This window comes from Nocardia sp. NPDC049220 (assembly GCF_040647855.1).
Lineage (GTDB): Bacteria > Actinomycetota > Actinomycetes > Mycobacteriales > Mycobacteriaceae > Nocardia.
This window is the reverse complement of the sequence record NZ_JBEZDA010000012.1, coordinates 27,413-44,222: the sequence shown is the minus strand read 5'-3', so window position 1 is coordinate 44,222 and position 16,810 is coordinate 27,413. Positions and strand designations below refer to the sequence as shown.

The window sequence follows — 16,810 nt, the reverse complement described above, 5'->3', positions numbered from 1 at the left end:
TCAAGGCTGCGTGCGACGCTCGATGTCGAGCTGACCCATGCTTGACCTCGAGCCGGCTCGAGGTTTCACAATGAAATCATGACGACCTGGATATGCGCCGGGTGCGGTCTGGAGCATCCGGAATCCGATCAACCGCCTGCCGACGGCTGTGTCCTCGCCAGCGACGCCGTCACCGACGAGGAACGTGGCGATCTCGGCCCGCACGGGTGGTGGACCACCCATGTGGAGTTGGCCCGGCAACCGCATCGAACGGTGCTGCGCGAACACGGCCACGGCGTGCACAGCTTGCGCCGCGAACCGCGATTCGCGATCGGCCACTGGTCCTTCCTGGTCGGGACCCCTGAGGGCGCTCTGCTGTGGGATCCGCCCGCCTATCTCGACGACGACGTGCTCGGCCTGGTCCGCAGCCTCGGCGGAGTCGCGGCGATCGCCGCCAGCCATCCGCATATGTTCGCCGCGCAGGTGGGCTGGAGCCATGCCTTCGGCCGGGTGCCGGTGCTGGTGAATGCTCTGGACAAGGAATGGGTACCGCGTCCCGACCCGGTGATCGAATTCTGGACCGAGCACGTAGAGCCGCTGCCCGGGATCCAACTCGTCCATGTCGGTGGTCATATGCGCGGCAGCGCCGTCGCGCACACCACCGACGGCGCCCTGCTGACCGGCGACACCATCGCGGGCTGCCATACCCCCGGATGGGTGTCGTTCCAACGCAACTATCCGCGGCATGTCCCGATGTCGGCCGCCGTGGTGCGCCGCATCGTCGAGACCCTGGACCCCTATGACTACGACCGCCTATACACGCTCGGCGGTGACACCATCGACCACAACGCCAAGTCCATCGTCCGCGCCGCTGCCAACCGCCACATCCGTTGGATCAGCGGAGAATTCGACCATCTGACCTGAACTCGCCACAGATCACACTCGACTCGGAGTGCACAGCCGGACGCCCGCCACATGCGTCCGGCGATAACCTTCGCCCTTACGCCGCTTCCTGCGCGGAGTGTTCCCAGTCGATGACGGCGCGCTCAGGCACCCAGCCGCGCCGCAGGTCGAAGACTTTCGACACCACGCGGACGCGCCCCGGCCGGTTGAGCCGCCCTACGATCGTGATGGCGTCGCCCAGGTCGTCACACGCGAAGAACTCCGCGGCTGCGTCGCTGCCGGGAAACCGCAGCTCGACCACATGCCGAACCTGTCCCGCCCACATGTCCCGATACGCCGACTGCCACGCGCGCGACCGGTTACCGGTGGCGGCCACCCACGCCGCAACCTGACGTGTGGGCACCACCCCTGCGGGGCCTTCGATACATTCTGGAGAGGTGCGGTCGCCCTCGGACACGGCGGCGAACCAGCCGAGCGCATCCTCGAGGCTGTCGCGTTCTTCGACTTCCAAGCCGCTGCGCCCATACGCCCACAGGAGGTAACTGCCTTCCGGGCCGGTGGATTCATTGCCGTCAAGACGGATCGTGTACGCGTTCATGCTGCTCGTTCTCCAGTGTCGGGTACTCGATAGACACGACCAGGGAGTTCGATCGGTTCATCGAACGGTATCTCCATCGATGACCGACTCGGTCATTCAGGCCGGCGAAACCGCGCATGCCGACCACCTTGTCCTCGTCGCAGAGCCTGGGCAGGATGTCGGCGAGTCTTCCTCGGCCTACACGTATTCGGGATCGATCGACCCATCTCGGTTCCGAATCCGCGGCATACAGCATTCGATCGGAATCCCATGCCGTTCGGCATCCCGATAATCGTGCGACAAAAATGTTGCGGTCTCGATCATTTCGCATGGCGGCTCGACTCCGGCCGCACATGCCATGGGCCGCAACCGCGCCCGCGATGCCGCGGCTGGGTGCGCCTGAAACCGGCACAGGTGCGCGGATACTCGGCGACGGTGGCGCAGCCGACGTACCGGCGGATTTCAAGAATTGAAAAAGTAAGAGAACCGGAAACGTATCCTCGTCCACGCATAACTCCGTCCTCGGCGGCCAATGCCTCGCTGGACCGGATTTTGCGGCCTTTATCGGTCGTTCACCATCACAAACTCCGGTTTCAGCCGATCAACGTGGGGCGCGTCCTGAGGTCGAAGGCGAGCGGACACCACACCGTGTATCGGAGCATTGTCAACTATTGCGAAGGCAGGACGGCACAGTCGTATACTGACCTCTATGGCGGATGAACCATCCTCCAGAGAATTCCGCGAAGCACCCATTCTGGTGGTGCAAACGAAGGAGCGCGTCTACCGGCTACGCGCCGGGGGCGCATATAACATCGGCCGCGATCCGACGGCCGACATCGTTGTGAGCGATCCGCGCGCGTCATCGTTGCACGCCGTGCTCGAGCGGGGTGCGGACGGTTGGGAAATCGAGGACGTCGGAAGTCTCAACGGCACCTTCTTCGCCGGCCACCGCGTCGACCGGATGGTGATCGACCACGAGGAGACGTTTCAGCTGGGTCACGCCGTGGACGGCGAGCAGTTGGCCTGCTCGCTGCCGGCCCCATCCGGCTACGAACCCAATCTCGATGCAGGTGGAGACACTATGGTCGTCCCCGATCCCGGGTACGACCTCGACGATGAAGCAACGATCACGAAGATCCACCCGGGCCTGCCCCGGAAAGTATCGCGATCGTCATCCCCGGCGGCCCATCCGAGCACGGTCGTTCGGATCGCATCGCCCAGACTGCGGATCGGACGCGCGTCCGACAACGACATCGTCGTGCCCGATCTGATGATTTCCCGCCATCACGCCGAACTGCATACGTTAGGCGGCGGACGGTACCGCATCGTCGACCTCGGCAGCCATAACGGCACCTACGTCAACGGCGCCAGGGTCGATGCCGCCGACCTCTCCGAGTCCGACTTGATCGGCGTGGGGCACACCACGTTCCGGCTCGTCGGCGATGAGCTGCGCGAGTTCGTCGACACCGGTGACGTGTCGGTCTCGGTGCAGAACATCACCGTGCGGACACCGGACGGAAAGGTGCTGCTCGACGGGGTGAGTTTTCCCATCTCGCAGCGCTCGCTGGTCGGGGTCATCGGGCCCAGCGGCGCGGGTAAATCGACGCTGCTCGGCGCGATCACCGGGTTGCGACCGGCCACGGAGGGGACGGTCCGCTACGACGGACGCGACCTGTACACCGATTACGACGAGCTCCGCCACCGGATCGGGCTGGTCCCGCAGGAGGACATCCTGCACAACCAGCTTCCGACGCGGCGCGCGCTGCTCTACGCGGCCGAACTGCGCTTCCCCGGTGACACGCACAGCGAGGAGCGTGAGCAGCGGGTCGACGAGGTGCTCGACGAACTCGGCTTGGCGCGGCACGCCGATACCCGCATCGATCGGCTCTCGGGCGGGCAGCGCAAACGCGTGAGTGTCGCACTCGAGTTGCTGACCAAACCGTCCCTGTTGTTTCTCGACGAACCGACCTCCGGCCTCGACCCGGGCCTCGACAAGACGGTCATGGAAATGCTGTCCGAGTTGGCGCATGACGGACGCACCGTCATCGTCGTCACGCACAGCGTGGCGAATCTCGATTCCTGTGACCGCCTGCTGGTCCTGGTGCCCGGCGGTCGACTGGCGTATTACGGCCCTCCGGAAGAGGGGCTGCAGCAATTCGCACAGCGAACCTGGGCCGAGGTGTTCCAGGAATTCGACAACGAGGAAGACCGCGACTGGGCCGGTGAGTTCCGGACTTCGCCGCGTTTCGAGAACTATGTGGCGGTCGGACTGACCGACGACGTCGGCCCAGCGGAGGAAGTGCATCCACCGGCGCCGCCGCCCGCGCCGCAATCCAAGTTCAGCCAGCTCAGTACGTTGTGCCGGCGATATCTGGCGGTGATCGCCTCGGACCGAAGTTATTTGGCATTGTTGGGCGTGATGCCCCTGCTTCTGGGTGGCTTGATCGCCGCAGTGCCCTCGGGCGCGGGGTTCACCGGAACTCCGGGAACCAATACCGATGCCCCGACCAAACTCATGGTTTTGGCCTTCGCCGCATGCTTCGTCGGCACCGGCAACGCGATTCGCGAGATCGTCAAGGAACAGACGATCTACCGCAGAGAACGCGCGGCAGGCCTGTCAGCAGGCGTCTATCTGATGTCGAAACTGCTGGTTCTGGGCGTGATCACCGTGGTTCAGGCGGCGGTATTGGTCTTGATCGGCACCATTGTTGAGAGTATGCCGCCCAAGGGACTTTTCACGATAGTCGAGCTGGAATTGATCCTGGCGATGGCGATGCTGGGCATCGCGTCGCTGGCTTTGGGCTTGCTGGTCTCGGTATCGGTGAATACCTCGGAAAAGACACTGCCGCTGCTGATTGTGCTGTCCATGGCGCAACTGGTGCTCACGGGCGGGCTGGTACGGCTCCCCGGTACACCCGGCCTCCAGCAACTGTCCTTCTTGTCGCCGTCCCGTTGGGGGTACGGCGCGGGAGCCGCCACCCTCGACCTGGACACCTTGTCACCGCACACCGGCACGGCCGACCCGCTGTGGAAGCACACCATCGGCACCTGGCTGCTCGACATGGGAGTGGTCGCCGGGCTGGGGGTCGTGTTCCTCGCGCTGGCCTGGTACCGCCTGTACCAGCTGCGTCCACGTCGCCAGGGCGCCCGCGTCGCGAGGCTTTGACACCGGCGACACGAACCACGTAACGCGACCCACCCTGGTGCTGTGATCTGTTGTGCAGACCGTCGCGATCGACATCGTGCCGGCGAAAAACGGCCACTCGGGTCGCCGGTTTTCCACTGACGGGAAGGCATTCGGTACAGGGACCAGGGCTCACGGGGAAAATTACCTGCCGTTAGCACCTGGGCCTCCGATCTGGCCTGACGGCTCACCGTGAGAGGGAACCAAATTCGATGAGCATCAACCGTATTCTCCGCCTCGGCATCGGAGCGATCGCCGTCACCCTCGTCGCCACCGCCTGCGGTGGCGGCGGCGACACCGCGACCGCCAATGATCACGCGAGGGCGGGCAAGCTGACCATCGGCATCAAGTTCGACCAGCCGGGACTGGGCTTCCGCGAGAAGGACGGCTCGTTCCACGGTTACGACGTCGAGATCGCCAAGTACGTGGCCGGCAAACTCGGCGTGCAGCCCGGCGACATCACCTTCAAAGAAACGCCGTCGGCTCAACGCGAGTCGATGATCATGAACGGCGACGTGGACTTCATCGTCGCCACCTACTCCATCACCGATACCCGCAAGGAGAAGGTCGACTTCGCCGGGCCGTACTTCGTAGCCGGACAGGGCCTCCTGGTGAAGAAGGAGAACACCGACATCACCCGTGTCGAGTCGCTGACCGGGAACAAGAAGTTGTGCTCGGTCAAAGGCTCCACCCCGGCGCAGAACGTCAAGGAGAACTACGCCAAGGACGTTCAAATGGTGGAACTGGACACCTACTCGCAGTGCATCGAATCCCTGCGCAGCGGTTCGGTCGACGCGGTGACCACCGACGACATCATCCTCGCTGGTTTCGCGGGGCAGGCACCGGGCGAACTGAAGCTGATCGGCAGTACCTTCACCACGGAGAAGTACGGCATCGGCCTGAAGAAGGGCGATGAGAAAACTCGAGCCAAGATCAACGACGCGATCGAGGACATGTTCGCCGACGGTTCCTGGCAGAAGGCGTTCGAGGACACGATCGGTCCGCTCCGCGACACGACACTGACGCCGCCCACCGTCGACCGCTACTGATCGGGCCCCGACCCCTGCACTGCACACCACCCGATCCCGCGATCCGACGCGCCGTCGGAGCAGGCGTCGCTCGCACCGTGCAGGCAGGGGCGGCCGCGGGTGTTTCCCCGTCGCCTACCGTGAGCAGAGTGGGTGTACATCGCGACCCATTACATCGGTCACTGGGCTTGTCCGATGAGACCTGTCTCGTGATATTCGGTCGGCAGCCGAGGGGGGAATCGCGTTGACTACGCTGACGCGGGTGTCCGAATCTGTGCCACTGACGATGCTGCTCGATGACGCGGGCCTGCTGTCGCTCGAGCACCAACTCTACCTCGAAGAAGTACTGGGCGAGCACGTGTGGCAAGCCGATCTCGAGGGACGTCGACTCGAATTCATCGGCGAAGAGCGCTCATTCGTGTGCACCAAGGTCCACCTGCTCGGCACGGTGGACGCGGAGTCGTGGTTGTGGGGATGGGCCAATCCATGGGGCTACCCGGCACCACTGATCCGAGCCGCGCAGACAGTGCGGGAGTTCGGCTTTCGGTACGGCGTCGCCGAACTGCGCTCGGCGGAGCTACCCGTCACTCTCGGGGATGCGGCGCCGCTACCCCATCAAGTGGCCGGGCTGCTGACAGACGCAGCGAAGATCGTCAGTGGACGCTGGAGTTCCTACTGCGGTGTCACCGACGGCACGTGCGTGGCATTTCTCGTCGAGCATCCGGAGTTCGTGCTGCCGCTCCCCACCGCATCCGGCCTTGCCCGGGTATTGGCCTATGGCGTCGGTGCGCTGCCGCTGACGGACCATCGACGCGCGGTGCACAGCTACCTGACCAGGCGCGGCCTGCTCGCTGGTTTTCTCGACAACCACCGCTGGCTCGAATTCAGCGGCCACGGGGTCGCGGGCGACATCGAATTCGATACTTCCGGCCACATGACGACTCTGGACGTTCGCGTGGTCATGGATCGGATCGAGTTGCCGGTCGGGCTGAATGCCGAGTCGGCGCGATCCCACTGAACATCGACCCCACCGACAGACATCACGAGGCCGTGCACTATCGCATCGCCGCCACCGGCGAGGTCGGCGCGGCGCCGTAGGCGCCACTGCGATCCGTCGTTCCTGGAGCGACGGCGCGCCCGTGCACATCGTTCGGCGCACTGTCCGGTTCGCCCCACATCACCTTCGCCCGCATCGCCCGCACAATCTAGGACGGCCGCGAACCGTGCGATGGATGCGGCCACGCTGGATGCGGCCACGCGGTGATCACTCGATCAAGGGTCGACTGATGGCCCTGCACCAGTCATTCGTCAGACCGAGCTGGCGTGTATGTCTGGCGACACGCCGATAGCACTCGGGACACTTGCGTTTGCGTCGCGGGGTTGCAGCCCAGGGAAAAAGGGGTCGGACACTCGGGTCAGCGGTGGATGAAGCAGTGATGGTCCTGGACCCGGCAGACTTACAGGCGATGATGGTCTGAGCGAGTGTGCTCATGGCATCGCCCGCCGTCGCGGCTCAGTTCTCTCTCTTGGCGGTACACCTGCAAGATCCGGACTGAATAGGAGCGTCACATGCGGTCGACAGCTACGCCCGACAACTTGCGCGCCGACGTCGAAGTCCTCTGGGACTACAACCAGATGCATCATGAAATCTGCCCGACCGATGTGGGCATCGGGTTGGGCAGTCATGACCTCGGGGTCGCCACCTACACCGCGGATCTCTACGACCAGGGCATGTTCCCGCTGATCGTGTTCACCGGCGCGAACGCTCCGACGACCGTGGAGAAGTTCCCGCGCGGCGAAGCCGTGCACTACCGAGAACATGCCATCGATCTCGGCGTGCCGGACAGCGCAATCCTGGTCGAACCCAACGCGACCAACACCGGAGACAACATCGATTTCACGCGAGCTCTGCTCGAGCGCCATGGCATTGCCGCCGTCGAGTCGGTGACGCTGATCTCGCGTCCGTATCAGCAGCGCCGGAGTTACGCGATCTGCCGCAAACGATGGCCTGAGGTCGATGTGGTCTGCGCGTCGCTGCCGCTTCCGCTCAACGAGTACATCAGGAGCATCGGAGATGCGGATCGTGTGATCAACACGCTGGTGGGTGACACACAACGAATCTGGACCGATTCAGACAAAGGATGGGCGATCGAGCAGAATGTCCCCGATTCGGTCCGCGCGGCGTACAAGCGACTGGTTGACGCGGGGTTCACCACTCGACTGGTTTCCTGACTCGTCCAGCGACATCGAATCGCGGTTCGCCGGGCCACGAAGCCTGGGCGCGGCAGCGTGCCCCCGGGTATTCGTCCAGTCCGTAGCGCGTCGAGCGCTTTCGGCGCCGATTGCGCCCGATGGCTCGAACGCCGTCCGCCAAGCCCGGAACCAGCGATTGTCCGAAATTCATGTTCTCGTCGGCTTCGTGCACTCCGAGGTCAGCGCCCGGCCATCACACGCTACCGAGGCCCCAGCCGCGACCGCCTGACCCTCGGTCCCATCCACCGCGGTCGGCCCAGCCTCGGCCCCGCCCCCGGCCTCCGTGATCGTCCCGACCGCCGGAACGAACGAAATCCAAGTGGCCGGTCACGGCCGTCGGCGCAGTAGCGGTCACCGCCGGCTGAGCCGGAAGAGGGTCAGCGGCGGCAGTCGGTGCGATGGCGACGGCGATCGCGGCAGCTCCCGCCACAGCGATCGCGACAGCGCCCGCCGTCAATGCCGATGTGACGTAGATCAAGCCGACTCGCATGGTATCTCTCCTTCGACGCGCCCTACCCGAACGCGCTCCAGCATTGCGCTCCAGCCGACCCCGTGTCATTACCGCTGGTACCCATCATTGCTCTCAGCGAGGGAGTCCGTGCGCACCGGCGGCATCGATCCTGCGGGCCGATTCGGAAGCGATGATCACGTCGAGTTTCGTGTGTCGAGAACAAGAAGCGGGATCGCGGGCCACCCTCTCGGCGCTCGGCGGTGATCAGCCGCAGTGCGAGCGACCGGACATCCAGGTGCTGAATCCTTCGCCGGCGACCGGTCGCACGCCTCGGCCGGGGTTGTCACGGCCTGCGCTGGAGGGCTGACGACCACAGATAGAGCGCCGCTGTAGTGAGGCGAGTGATACTCGATGAATGAACTCACGCAACGGGTTTCGTTCGCTTTCCTGACCTCTATCGAGGCCGTGGAGACATACTCATACCAGCCGCCGCGGCAATGGAACACGGATGTCGAAAGACTGCTCGTGTCAATATATTTCACGTCCGTCGAGCTATCCGGTCGCGGCGATACCTTGGTTGGTCACGCCGGTTCGCTTCGACAGCCACGAATCGAGGTGGGCGGCGGTGATCCGCTTTCCGAACCCGATCGATATCGCGTCGAATTCCTTCGCAGGAGCCGGGTGCCACGACAACGGCGAGTACTCGTCGGTAGCGCGAGCGCAGGCACCAGAAAAACGCCAGCGCAGCCACCTCGGCCCCGAACGTCGGAATGGCGGTCCGCGGACGCTGTGCGGGGCCCGAATAATCCTTCGGGACCCGATCGAACAGTCTTTCGGTAAACGTCCGAGCCATGGACTCACTCGGCCACGCCGCCACGACAGATGAGACCTCCATACCGCGATGCGGACGCCGTGATATCGGGCCGGCGTGGTGGACTGAGACGGTCACACTGCCTACCGCCGATGAGTAAGGTCGAAGTTGTGGCGAAAAGCGGCGCTGACGGCTGCTCCCTACCTGATGAGAGTGCACCCGGCGCCGGGTACGCAGCTGATGCGGATGAACTTTCGCGGTCCGAGGAGCGGCGGGCATGGAATGGTTCACAGCACCCGATTACTGGCTGAGCAGACTGCTCTTCCATCGCGGGCTCGCCGCGGTCTACCTGCTCGCCTTCCTGGCGGCGGCGCGGCAGTTTCGGGCGCTCATCGGCGCACAAGGAATGCTGCCGGTACCGCGGTTCGTGCGGCAGGTACCGTTCCGCCGGGCGCCGAGTCTGTTCCAACTGCACTATTCCGACCGGTTCTTCGCAGTGGTCGCGTGGTCGGGCGCGGCGCTGTCCGCCGCCATGGTCGCCGGGGTTACCGACCTCGTGCCGCTGTGGGCGGCGATGCTGCTGTGGGCCACGCTGTGGGTGCTGTACCTGTCGATCATCAATGTTGGTCAGGCGTGGTACGCCTTCGGCTGGGAGTCGTTGCTGCTGGAGGCCGGGTTCCTGGCGATCTTGCTGGGCAACGACCGCACGGCGCCGCCGGTGTCGGTGTTGTGGCTGACACGCTGGCTGCTGTTCCGCGTGGAGTTCGGCGCTGGTCTGATCAAGCTGCGCGGCGACTCGTGCTGGCGCGATCTGACCTGCCTGTACTACCACCATGAGACACAGCCGATGCCAGGGCCGCTCAGCTGGTTTTTCCACCATCTACCCAAGCCGATGCATCGCATCGAAGCGGCGGCCAACCACTGTGCCCAACTCGTGGTGCCATTCGGACTGTTCGCGCCGCAACCAGTGGCGAGTGTCGCGGCCGCAATCATCATCGGCACGCAGTTGTGGCTGGTCCTTTCCGGCAACTTCGCCTGGCTGAATTGGGTGACAATCCTGCTGGCCGTCACCGCGATCGACGGGTCGTCCGCCGCGGCCCTGCTGCGGCTATCCGAGCCACAACGAGCATCCGGGGCACCGCGCTGGTTCGTGGCACTCGTCCTCGCGACGACCGTACTGATGGTGTGCCTCAGCTACCAGCCGGTGCGCAACATGGTCTCCAGCCACCAGCAGATGAACGCCTCATTCAACCCGTATCACCTGGGCAATACGTATGGCGCCTTCGGCAGTGTCGGCAGGAACCGACACGAGTTGGTGATCGAAGGAACCGACGAGCCGGAACTGACCCAGCGGACGCCGTGGCGGGAATACGAGTTCAAAGGCAAACCCGGTGATCCGCGTCGGCTGCCGCGGCAGTGGGCTCCCTATCATCTGCGGCTCGACTGGCTGATGTGGTTCGCGGCAACCTCGCCCTTCTATGCGCGCGGATGGCTGATCCCGTTCCTCCAGCGGCTGCTGGAAAACGACCCGGCCACGCTGCGCCTGCTTCGACGCTGCCCCTTTCCCGATAACCCGCCGAAGTACGTGGCGGTGCGAGTCTACGAGTATCGCTTCACCACCCGCCGCGAGTTGCTACGAGATCGAACATGGTGGCATCGCACGCTGATCGGCGAATTGATCCCGCCGATGACGATGCGGAACGCGGACTACAAGTCGCGGTAGTGGATCGTCGCGGTCACCGTCCGGCCGTGATCAGGTGGACGGACTCCCTCCACAGCCGGCGCACCCGCGCTGCGGCAGAACGAAACCGCGCGAAACGCTCAGGTGGTCAGCGCGGCTCATCCGCGCGTAAGCCCCCGTTAATGTCGTGTTTACGATGTCCCAATGCTTGTGGACGACGTGCAACGGAGCTTGATCGCAGCGGCAGAGCGAATAGGTGTCGAGGGGCTTCAGCAGCGTCGGTTTCGACCGGTGGTCGTCTGGGGCGGTATCGCGGCCGCGGTGCTGGCGCTTGTCGGCGGAGAACTCATGGCCGCGTACATCGGCGCGCTCGGGCCGCTGACCAGTCTTCTTCGGGACTATGCCGGCACCCCGAAGTCGGCGACCACACCGTGGGCAGGGTTTCTGTTGGCACTGGTCGGATTCACGGTTCGGGTGCGCGTGAGCGCTCTTGCCGCTGCGGTGGCCATCGATCTGACCTTCGTGGCCATCCGGGCGACCGAGGGACGACCGTTCACGGTCGGCAACGGTCCGACCATCGTGCTCACCGCACTGGCGGTGATCGCCGTCGTTCGGTGCGACGGGGAGCGACGCCGCACGGCGCTTCGCACCATCGCTCTCGGGGCACTGCTGATCTTCGCGACGAAGGTCGGCGAGATCTGGCTGGACATCACCGCGTGGGCATGCCCGATGGTCCTCGATCCGTACGTGCAAGTGGCGGATCGCGCGCTCGGCAATCCGTCGTGGCTGGTCGGGCGCGCACTCGACGCGGCGGGACCGGTGGCCTCGGGCGTCGTGCGTTGGGTGTACTTCGAGCTTCCGATGGCGGCCATCGTCGTCGCCGCCTGGCAGCTGCGCGGTGTGGTCACGGGTGGGTGGCCCCGGCACTACCTGGTGCGAACGTTTCTGACGCTCGGACTCATCGGACCGATCTGGTACGTGATCTTCCCTGTGGTAGGGCCGGTGCTCGCCTTCGGGCCGCAGGGGCATGGTTTCGAGGTGACCGATGTCTGGCCGAATGTTGTTCCAGCGCTGCCCTCCTCGGTCGGGCCGCTGCTCTTCGACACCATCACACCGCGCAACTGCATGCCGTCACTGCACACAGCCTGGGCACTTTCGCTGTTCATCCACTCCCGGCGCGGGCCGCTGTGGTTGCGCTGGGGCGGCACGTTCTGGCTGGTGTGTACGCTCGTCGCGACGCTCGGCCTCGGCGCCCATTACGGCATCGACCTCGTCGTGGGCGCGGCGCTGTGCCTGACCGTCGAATCCGCGCTGCGCGAGCCGGACCGCGGCTGGGACCGTCACCGGGTGCGGATCGTGGCCACGGGGATCGCCACCTTCGGCGGGATACTTTTGTGTATCCGCTTTCTCGCCGTTCCGATGGCGACCCACCCGGTCCCGTTCGGCATCGCGATTCTCGGCGCGTTCATCGCGCTGGCAATCGCGTTCTCCCTCACCTGGTTCGCCGCCCCATCGGTGCAACCGGATCGGTTCGGCCAGCGATCATCGAACCGCTGAGTCAGTCTCCACCGCTGCGACCATCGGCCCGCCGAGCCGAGGGTCGCAGCGGCGCGGGCCAAGGACATGAAGTACCGGCGGACCTGATCGTCAGCGCGACAAGCGTCTAGACCTTCGGCGATCTGTACCGGCGACCTCGGCCCAACGCTCATGCGCGGCTATATCGGAGGTAGCAGTGGCGATTTCGGGAAGACGACAGGCAATGCAGTCAAGGCTCGGTGAAACGAACCCGGTCGCCACGTCAACTCGCTGGCCGGTACTGCCAGGCGTATCTCAGGAAGGGCGTCGAGCAGTTGGTCGATGGCGTCCTGCGCGATCAGGTAAGCCAGCGAACTGGCGGGGCACACATGCGGTCCGCCACCGAAAGCCAGGTGGGCACGGTTGCCCGCGGATTGGTCCGTGCCGATCACCGGGTCTGTGTTGCAGGCGGCCACGCTGATAATGACAGGTTGGTGGGCGGGCAGCCAGACGTCGTCGACCAGGATCGGCTGCTTCGGAAAACTGAAACAGAAGTTCGCCATCGGCGGATCGTTGAACAACACCTCGTCGAGCGCGTCCCTGGTCGACAGGCTCCCGCCCAGCACACTGCCGCCGAACCGCTCGTCGGTCAGGATCAGCCGCAAGGTGTTGACGATGAGATTCTGCTGCGGTTCTATCCCCGCCCCGTACAGCGTGCCCACCTGATGCGCCATTTCGGTATCACTCAGCTCAGCCGGGTGCTGCAACATCCGCGTCGTCACGTCATCGCCGGGTTCGACTCGCTTGAGTTGGATCAACTCCAACACCGCGGCCATGAACATCTTGTTCCCGCGCTCCGCATCAACGCCCTCGAACATCGCGGCCATCCCGGTCGCGGCGCGCTGGGCGACCTCGGACGGACAACCGAGCAAAGCGTTCAGCACCTCGAAAGCAAGCGGAAACGCGTACTGGCGGACCAGTTCTACGGACCCGTCCGCGCAAAACGAGTTGATCAGCGGGACCGCGATCTGCGCGACGGTGTCGTGCAGGCTGTATTGATCGATCTTGTCGAGGCCAGCGGTATTGGCTTGCCGATAGCGAGCATGCGCGGCGCCGTCGTTACGCCGCGCGTTCGGCCGCCACTGCATGAGCGGAAGCACCGGGCAGGCATCCGGAACATTCTGCTGCCAGGTACGCGGGTCGGCTGGAAAATGGCCCGGGTCGTTGAAGATTCGCACTGCGGTGTAGTAGCCGATCACCAAGGTGGCGGGCACGCCTGGAACCAACTCCACCGGCACCAGCGACCCATACCGTTCCCGCATCGCGCGATAGGAGCCGTGCGGGTCCGCCGAGAACTCCGGCGAGTACAACGACACCCGTGGTCCGTCGACATCGAACGGCGAACTGTAGTGGATACGACCGGATCGGCTGTCCGCTGGGGGCGGGGACATCGTCATCAAAGACTCCAGGCGGTTGAACAACAAAACTCCGTGAGCCTATGACCTGTTCACGCACACCCGAAACCACACCGACAAACAACTCACGCCGGCCAAGCCGGGAACCGGCGTCGGACGGGAGACAAGACGCAGCGTGTCGGCCACCGACATCATCCGCCTGCCGGAACGACCGGTACTCGATGCCGAGTCCGATGCGCGGGTCGACCACGAGGCGCTGTTCCCGGCGTTCGGGCTCGGTGGCCCGCTGATCACCGTGCCAGTGCCGCAGGGTATTACGGTCGGCCCGCGCGAGGGCCCGTCATCGGAGGTTGGGTTCCGACTGCGGACCGACCGGCTCTGGCAGATGCACGAGAATCAATCCGACGGCGGCGATCAGGAAGTTTTGCAGCGCGGCCCCCGACGCGTCGACCTGATCGTTCGCCCACATCCGGAACCACTCGCCCGCGACCGTCAGGAATCCGCCCGCGAACAGCAGCATCGCCATGGTCCAACCCAGGCTGGACAATTTCACCGCGACATCCGACCTGGCGGCGAACCGTCGGGGACGCCCCGTCAACACTCCACCCCACACCGCCGCTGCGGCCAGCAGCACGAATGCGGTCAGGTACTCCCAGATCACGATCAGAATGTATGCGACGAGGGCGACGCCGCCGTTGGTGATTGCCCGCCAGTCCGTACCCGGGTTGTGGATCGTCGACCTCATCGAAAGCACTGCGGCAACCGCATGTCGATTGGTCTCGGTGTCCGTACAGTTGGTAACCGCGACGAAAAGATAGTAGAACCCGGTGATCGTCGCCAACAACGCTACCGCCATACGACGGCTCCCCACCACGTCGAGAAACTTCGTACCACTGAATCGCATGTGCCCTACCTCGGGTTGCCTAGCCGTTGAACTGTCGATCAGCGTGAACGTCCCGGATCTCCCTGAGTGCGAGATGGCATCGGTGCGCCCGACTTCGCCAATTCCGCAGCGCCGCAAACCGAGTCGCTTGGCTTGCGGCATGATACCCCGAATCACTCAGGGCGGAGGCGATGTTCGAGCTGGGTGGTAGTAACGCCACCGCCGGCCCTCGCACCATCAGCTCGACACGGTGGACTGTTTCTCGATTCGAATCGACGGCTGCCGCGGTTGACCGGTGAGCGGGGACCACACTTGGTCATCGCGCGCCCACGGCCCCTGAATGACGTACACCGGCACACCGAAGGCGCGGTGGCATCGGCGACCGATCGCCGGCAGCGAGATATCGGAGCAGCGAAAACCCCTCCGGCCCTGGCTCATCGTTGTCTGTAGCGACTTCGACACCAACGGGTCGTGGACACAGTTCGAGACTCAGGCGATGTTCCTCGACCGCGACCCGCAGTCGGCTCACCGTACGCGCGCGAAGCAGACGCTCGACCTTGTCCACTCAGAATGCTTATGTGTTGCTGCGCGCGCTGATAGGCTACTCAGCGACCTCAGCGACTGCGCTTGCGCCGCCGGAGTGCGCGGGTCCGCCCGCACGAGACGCAGCCGCGAATCCTGGTGACGGAATGGACGAAAAATGCAACTCCGCGGCATTACTGCGGCAGCGACACTGGCTATCGGTTCCTTGACGCTCAACTCGGCCGTGGCCCACGCCGAGCCGACGGCACCCGACATCGGCTACTCGGTCCAACTCGTGGACAAGACGGTGGTCGCTGCGTTGAAGGACGGAACGTTCGTGTTGTCCAAGGCACTGCGCGATCAGGGTGCCGCCGACGCGAACGCCCGGCTGACCGAGCACGACGGAGTGCTCGTCGACGGCAACGGCACCCGCGCCGATCTGGCACAGGTGATCGACGTGGTGGACATCCGGGACCGGGACGGTCGCATCGCCATGACGTTGCCATTGGACTTCCGCGTCGCCGACACAGCGATCCCGGTACGGCCGGAATTGCGCAAAGACGGGACGGTGCTGGAACTGACGTCGACGAGGCCCGAAGGCCTGGTCATCGGCGAACCGCTCGTCGCGAAGCCGGTGGCATCGATGGTGGAAAACCAGCGTGCCCGGGACAACTTCGCCAGTCAGTTCGGACTCGCTACCGCGGTCGGCGGTTTCGTCGGCACCGCCATCGGCGCCACGATCGGGTGCATCGCCACGATCGCGCTCGGTTGCGTGGCCGGTCTGCTGACCGGCGCCAGCCTCGGCGCCATCCTCGGAACCATCGTGGTCGGCGGCCCGACCCTCGTCGCGGTGGGCGTGGACCTGCTCACCACGTTGCAGGCGGCCGACGGGACCACCCAGTGGGCCGACAAGTCCGTACGATCCGCACCGGCACAACCGAAGTGACCTCGGATCCCGACGGCGAGCACGACGCCGTCGGGATAGTCCCCGGGCCGCTACAGCGGCGCCGTCGTCGTGTTCGAGCGTCCTACCCGCTCGTCATTGATCAAGTGGTAGGCGTGGCCCAGGTCGTCTAGCGCCCGCTGCCATCGCGCTTCGGCGGAGCCGCCCCGGGGATTGCGGCTGAGCTGGAGCAGAGCCTCGGCCGCGTCGGTGGAGCGTGCGGCGGCGTCGAGCAGGACCGGCACCGGCTCCACGGTGGTGCCTGCCGCGAGGACGCCGATCCGCTCGTGCAGCCAGCGCGCGTCGAAACGTGCTTGTTCGGTGGGATTTTCGCCGTGCACCGACAAGGCGCTGGCCGCGGCCGCCATGGCGGCCTCGGCGTCGTCCATTGTCGTGGTGACGACTTCCCGCAGTTCGCTGCTCGCCACCCGATGTAGTAAACCGACCAGCATTGCCCGCTCCGCGTGTGGACCGCGCATGCCGCCCTGGCCGACGCGCGTACCGACCGCATCCGGGTCGACGCGCAGAATCGACAGAACTGCTCGCAATTGCGCAATCGTGACCACTTCGTCCACCCCTCCTCGTCGTCGCGAGCCCACCATCACATCTCGGCGAGAGCGCGCCGAGCCCGCAGCACGTTAACCACCCGGTTGCCATCTTGCGCG

General features: G+C 65.0%; 13 protein-coding genes. 8 read left to right on the top strand and 5 right to left on the bottom strand.

Annotated elements, in window-relative coordinates; translation table 11 throughout:
- Nucleotides 1-78: 78 nt before the first annotated feature.
- Nucleotides 79-903 (top strand): hydrolase, encoded by an 825-nt coding sequence (locus tag AB0C34_RS23025; RefSeq protein WP_357076502.1) that lies wholly within the window; start codon nt 79-81, stop codon nt 901-903.
- 76 nt (nt 904-979) lie between these two features.
- Here the strand turns inward: AB0C34_RS23025 and AB0C34_RS23020 are convergent, their stop codons facing one another.
- Nucleotides 980-1,480, bottom strand: a complete 501-nt coding sequence (locus tag AB0C34_RS23020; RefSeq protein ID WP_357076499.1) for a hypothetical protein — start codon at nt 1,478-1,480, stop codon at nt 980-982.
- Nucleotides 1,481-2,168: 688 nt separating this feature from the next.
- Here AB0C34_RS23020 and AB0C34_RS23015 point away from each other — a divergent pair.
- The 3 genes from AB0C34_RS23015 (at nt 2,169) to AB0C34_RS23005 (ending at nt 6,689) form a co-directional block, all read left to right on the top strand.
- Nucleotides 2,169-4,625, top strand: a complete 2,457-nt coding sequence (locus AB0C34_RS23015; protein WP_357076497.1) for an FHA domain-containing protein — start codon at nt 2,169-2,171, stop codon at nt 4,623-4,625.
- A gap of 230 nt (nt 4,626-4,855) precedes the next feature.
- Nucleotides 4,856-5,692 (top strand): glutamate ABC transporter substrate-binding protein, encoded by an 837-nt coding sequence (locus tag AB0C34_RS23010; protein WP_357076494.1) that lies wholly within the window; start codon nt 4,856-4,858, stop codon nt 5,690-5,692.
- Between the two features lie 241 nt (nt 5,693-5,933).
- Entirely contained in the window at nt 5,934-6,689 is a 756-nt protein-coding gene (locus AB0C34_RS23005) for a DUF6882 domain-containing protein (RefSeq protein WP_357076491.1), read from the top strand.
- A 37-nt stretch (nt 6,690-6,726) separates the two neighbouring features.
- On the opposite strand, the gene AB0C34_RS23000 is transcribed toward AB0C34_RS23005, so the two are convergent.
- A complete protein-coding gene (locus AB0C34_RS23000) occupies nt 6,727-6,864 on the bottom strand; it encodes a hypothetical protein (protein WP_357076488.1) in 138 nt (45 codons plus the stop codon).
- 376 nt (nt 6,865-7,240) lie between these two features.
- Here AB0C34_RS23000 and AB0C34_RS22995 point away from each other — a divergent pair, with 376 nt between their 5' ends.
- From AB0C34_RS22995 to AB0C34_RS22985, 3 genes are all read left to right on the top strand, one after another.
- Nucleotides 7,241-7,903, top strand: coding sequence for a YdcF family protein (locus tag AB0C34_RS22995; protein ID WP_357076485.1), 663 nt, complete (start codon nt 7,241-7,243; stop codon nt 7,901-7,903).
- Nucleotides 7,904-9,463: 1,560 nt separating this feature from the next.
- Nucleotides 9,464-10,909: a lipase maturation factor family protein gene (locus AB0C34_RS22990; RefSeq protein ID WP_357076482.1), complete on the top strand. Its 1,446-nt coding sequence runs from the start codon at nt 9,464-9,466 to the stop codon at nt 10,907-10,909.
- 162 nt (nt 10,910-11,071) lie between these two features.
- Nucleotides 11,072-12,424 carry a DUF5933 domain-containing protein gene (locus tag AB0C34_RS22985; protein ID WP_357076479.1) on the top strand — a complete coding sequence of 451 codons (1,353 nt, stop codon included), beginning with the start codon at nt 11,072-11,074 and terminating at the stop codon, nt 12,422-12,424.
- A gap of 158 nt (nt 12,425-12,582) precedes the next feature.
- Here AB0C34_RS22985 and AB0C34_RS22980 read toward each other — a convergent pair whose 3' ends face one another.
- On the bottom strand, nt 12,583-13,839 hold the full coding sequence (locus AB0C34_RS22980; protein ID WP_357076476.1) for a cytochrome P450: 1,257 nt from the start codon (nt 13,837-13,839) through the stop codon (nt 12,583-12,585).
- 298 nt (nt 13,840-14,137) lie between these two features.
- Nucleotides 14,138-14,701: a DUF2165 domain-containing protein gene (locus tag AB0C34_RS22975; protein ID WP_357076473.1), complete on the bottom strand. Its 564-nt coding sequence runs from the start codon at nt 14,699-14,701 to the stop codon at nt 14,138-14,140.
- Nucleotides 14,702-15,380: 679 nt separating this feature from the next.
- On the opposite strand from AB0C34_RS22975, the gene AB0C34_RS22970 reads away from it, so the two are divergent.
- Nucleotides 15,381-16,148, top strand: coding sequence for a hypothetical protein (locus AB0C34_RS22970; protein ID WP_357076470.1), 768 nt, complete (start codon nt 15,381-15,383; stop codon nt 16,146-16,148).
- Nucleotides 16,149-16,198: 50 nt separating this feature from the next.
- On the opposite strand, the gene AB0C34_RS22965 is transcribed toward AB0C34_RS22970, so the two are convergent.
- Nucleotides 16,199-16,720, bottom strand: a complete 522-nt coding sequence (locus AB0C34_RS22965; protein WP_357076467.1) for a hypothetical protein — start codon at nt 16,718-16,720, stop codon at nt 16,199-16,201.
- Nucleotides 16,721-16,810 lie beyond the last annotated feature (90 nt).

Bases quoted from the DNA above. Each gene is read 5' to 3' on its own strand.
- AB0C34_RS23025 (WP_357076502.1), top strand. From the start codon at position 79: ATGACGACCTGGATATGCGCCGGGTGCGGTCTGGAGCATCCGGAATCC.
- AB0C34_RS23020 (WP_357076499.1), bottom strand. From the start codon at position 1,480: ATGAACGCGTACACGATCCGTCTTGACGGCAATGAATCCACCGGCCCG.
- AB0C34_RS23015 (WP_357076497.1), top strand. From the start codon at position 2,169: ATGGCGGATGAACCATCCTCCAGAGAATTCCGCGAAGCACCCATTCTG.
- AB0C34_RS23010 (WP_357076494.1), top strand. From the start codon at position 4,856: ATGAGCATCAACCGTATTCTCCGCCTCGGCATCGGAGCGATCGCCGTC.
- AB0C34_RS23000 (WP_357076488.1), bottom strand. From the start codon at position 6,864: ATGCGGGCGAAGGTGATGTGGGGCGAACCGGACAGTGCGCCGAACGAT.
- AB0C34_RS22995 (WP_357076485.1), top strand. From the start codon at position 7,241: ATGCGGTCGACAGCTACGCCCGACAACTTGCGCGCCGACGTCGAAGTC.
- AB0C34_RS22990 (WP_357076482.1), top strand. From the start codon at position 9,464: ATGGAATGGTTCACAGCACCCGATTACTGGCTGAGCAGACTGCTCTTC.
- AB0C34_RS22985 (WP_357076479.1), top strand. From the start codon at position 11,072: ATGCTTGTGGACGACGTGCAACGGAGCTTGATCGCAGCGGCAGAGCGA.
- AB0C34_RS22980 (WP_357076476.1), bottom strand. From the start codon at position 13,839: ATGACGATGTCCCCGCCCCCAGCGGACAGCCGATCCGGTCGTATCCAC.
- AB0C34_RS22975 (WP_357076473.1), bottom strand. From the start codon at position 14,701: ATGCGATTCAGTGGTACGAAGTTTCTCGACGTGGTGGGGAGCCGTCGT.
- AB0C34_RS22970 (WP_357076470.1), top strand. From the start codon at position 15,381: ATGCAACTCCGCGGCATTACTGCGGCAGCGACACTGGCTATCGGTTCC.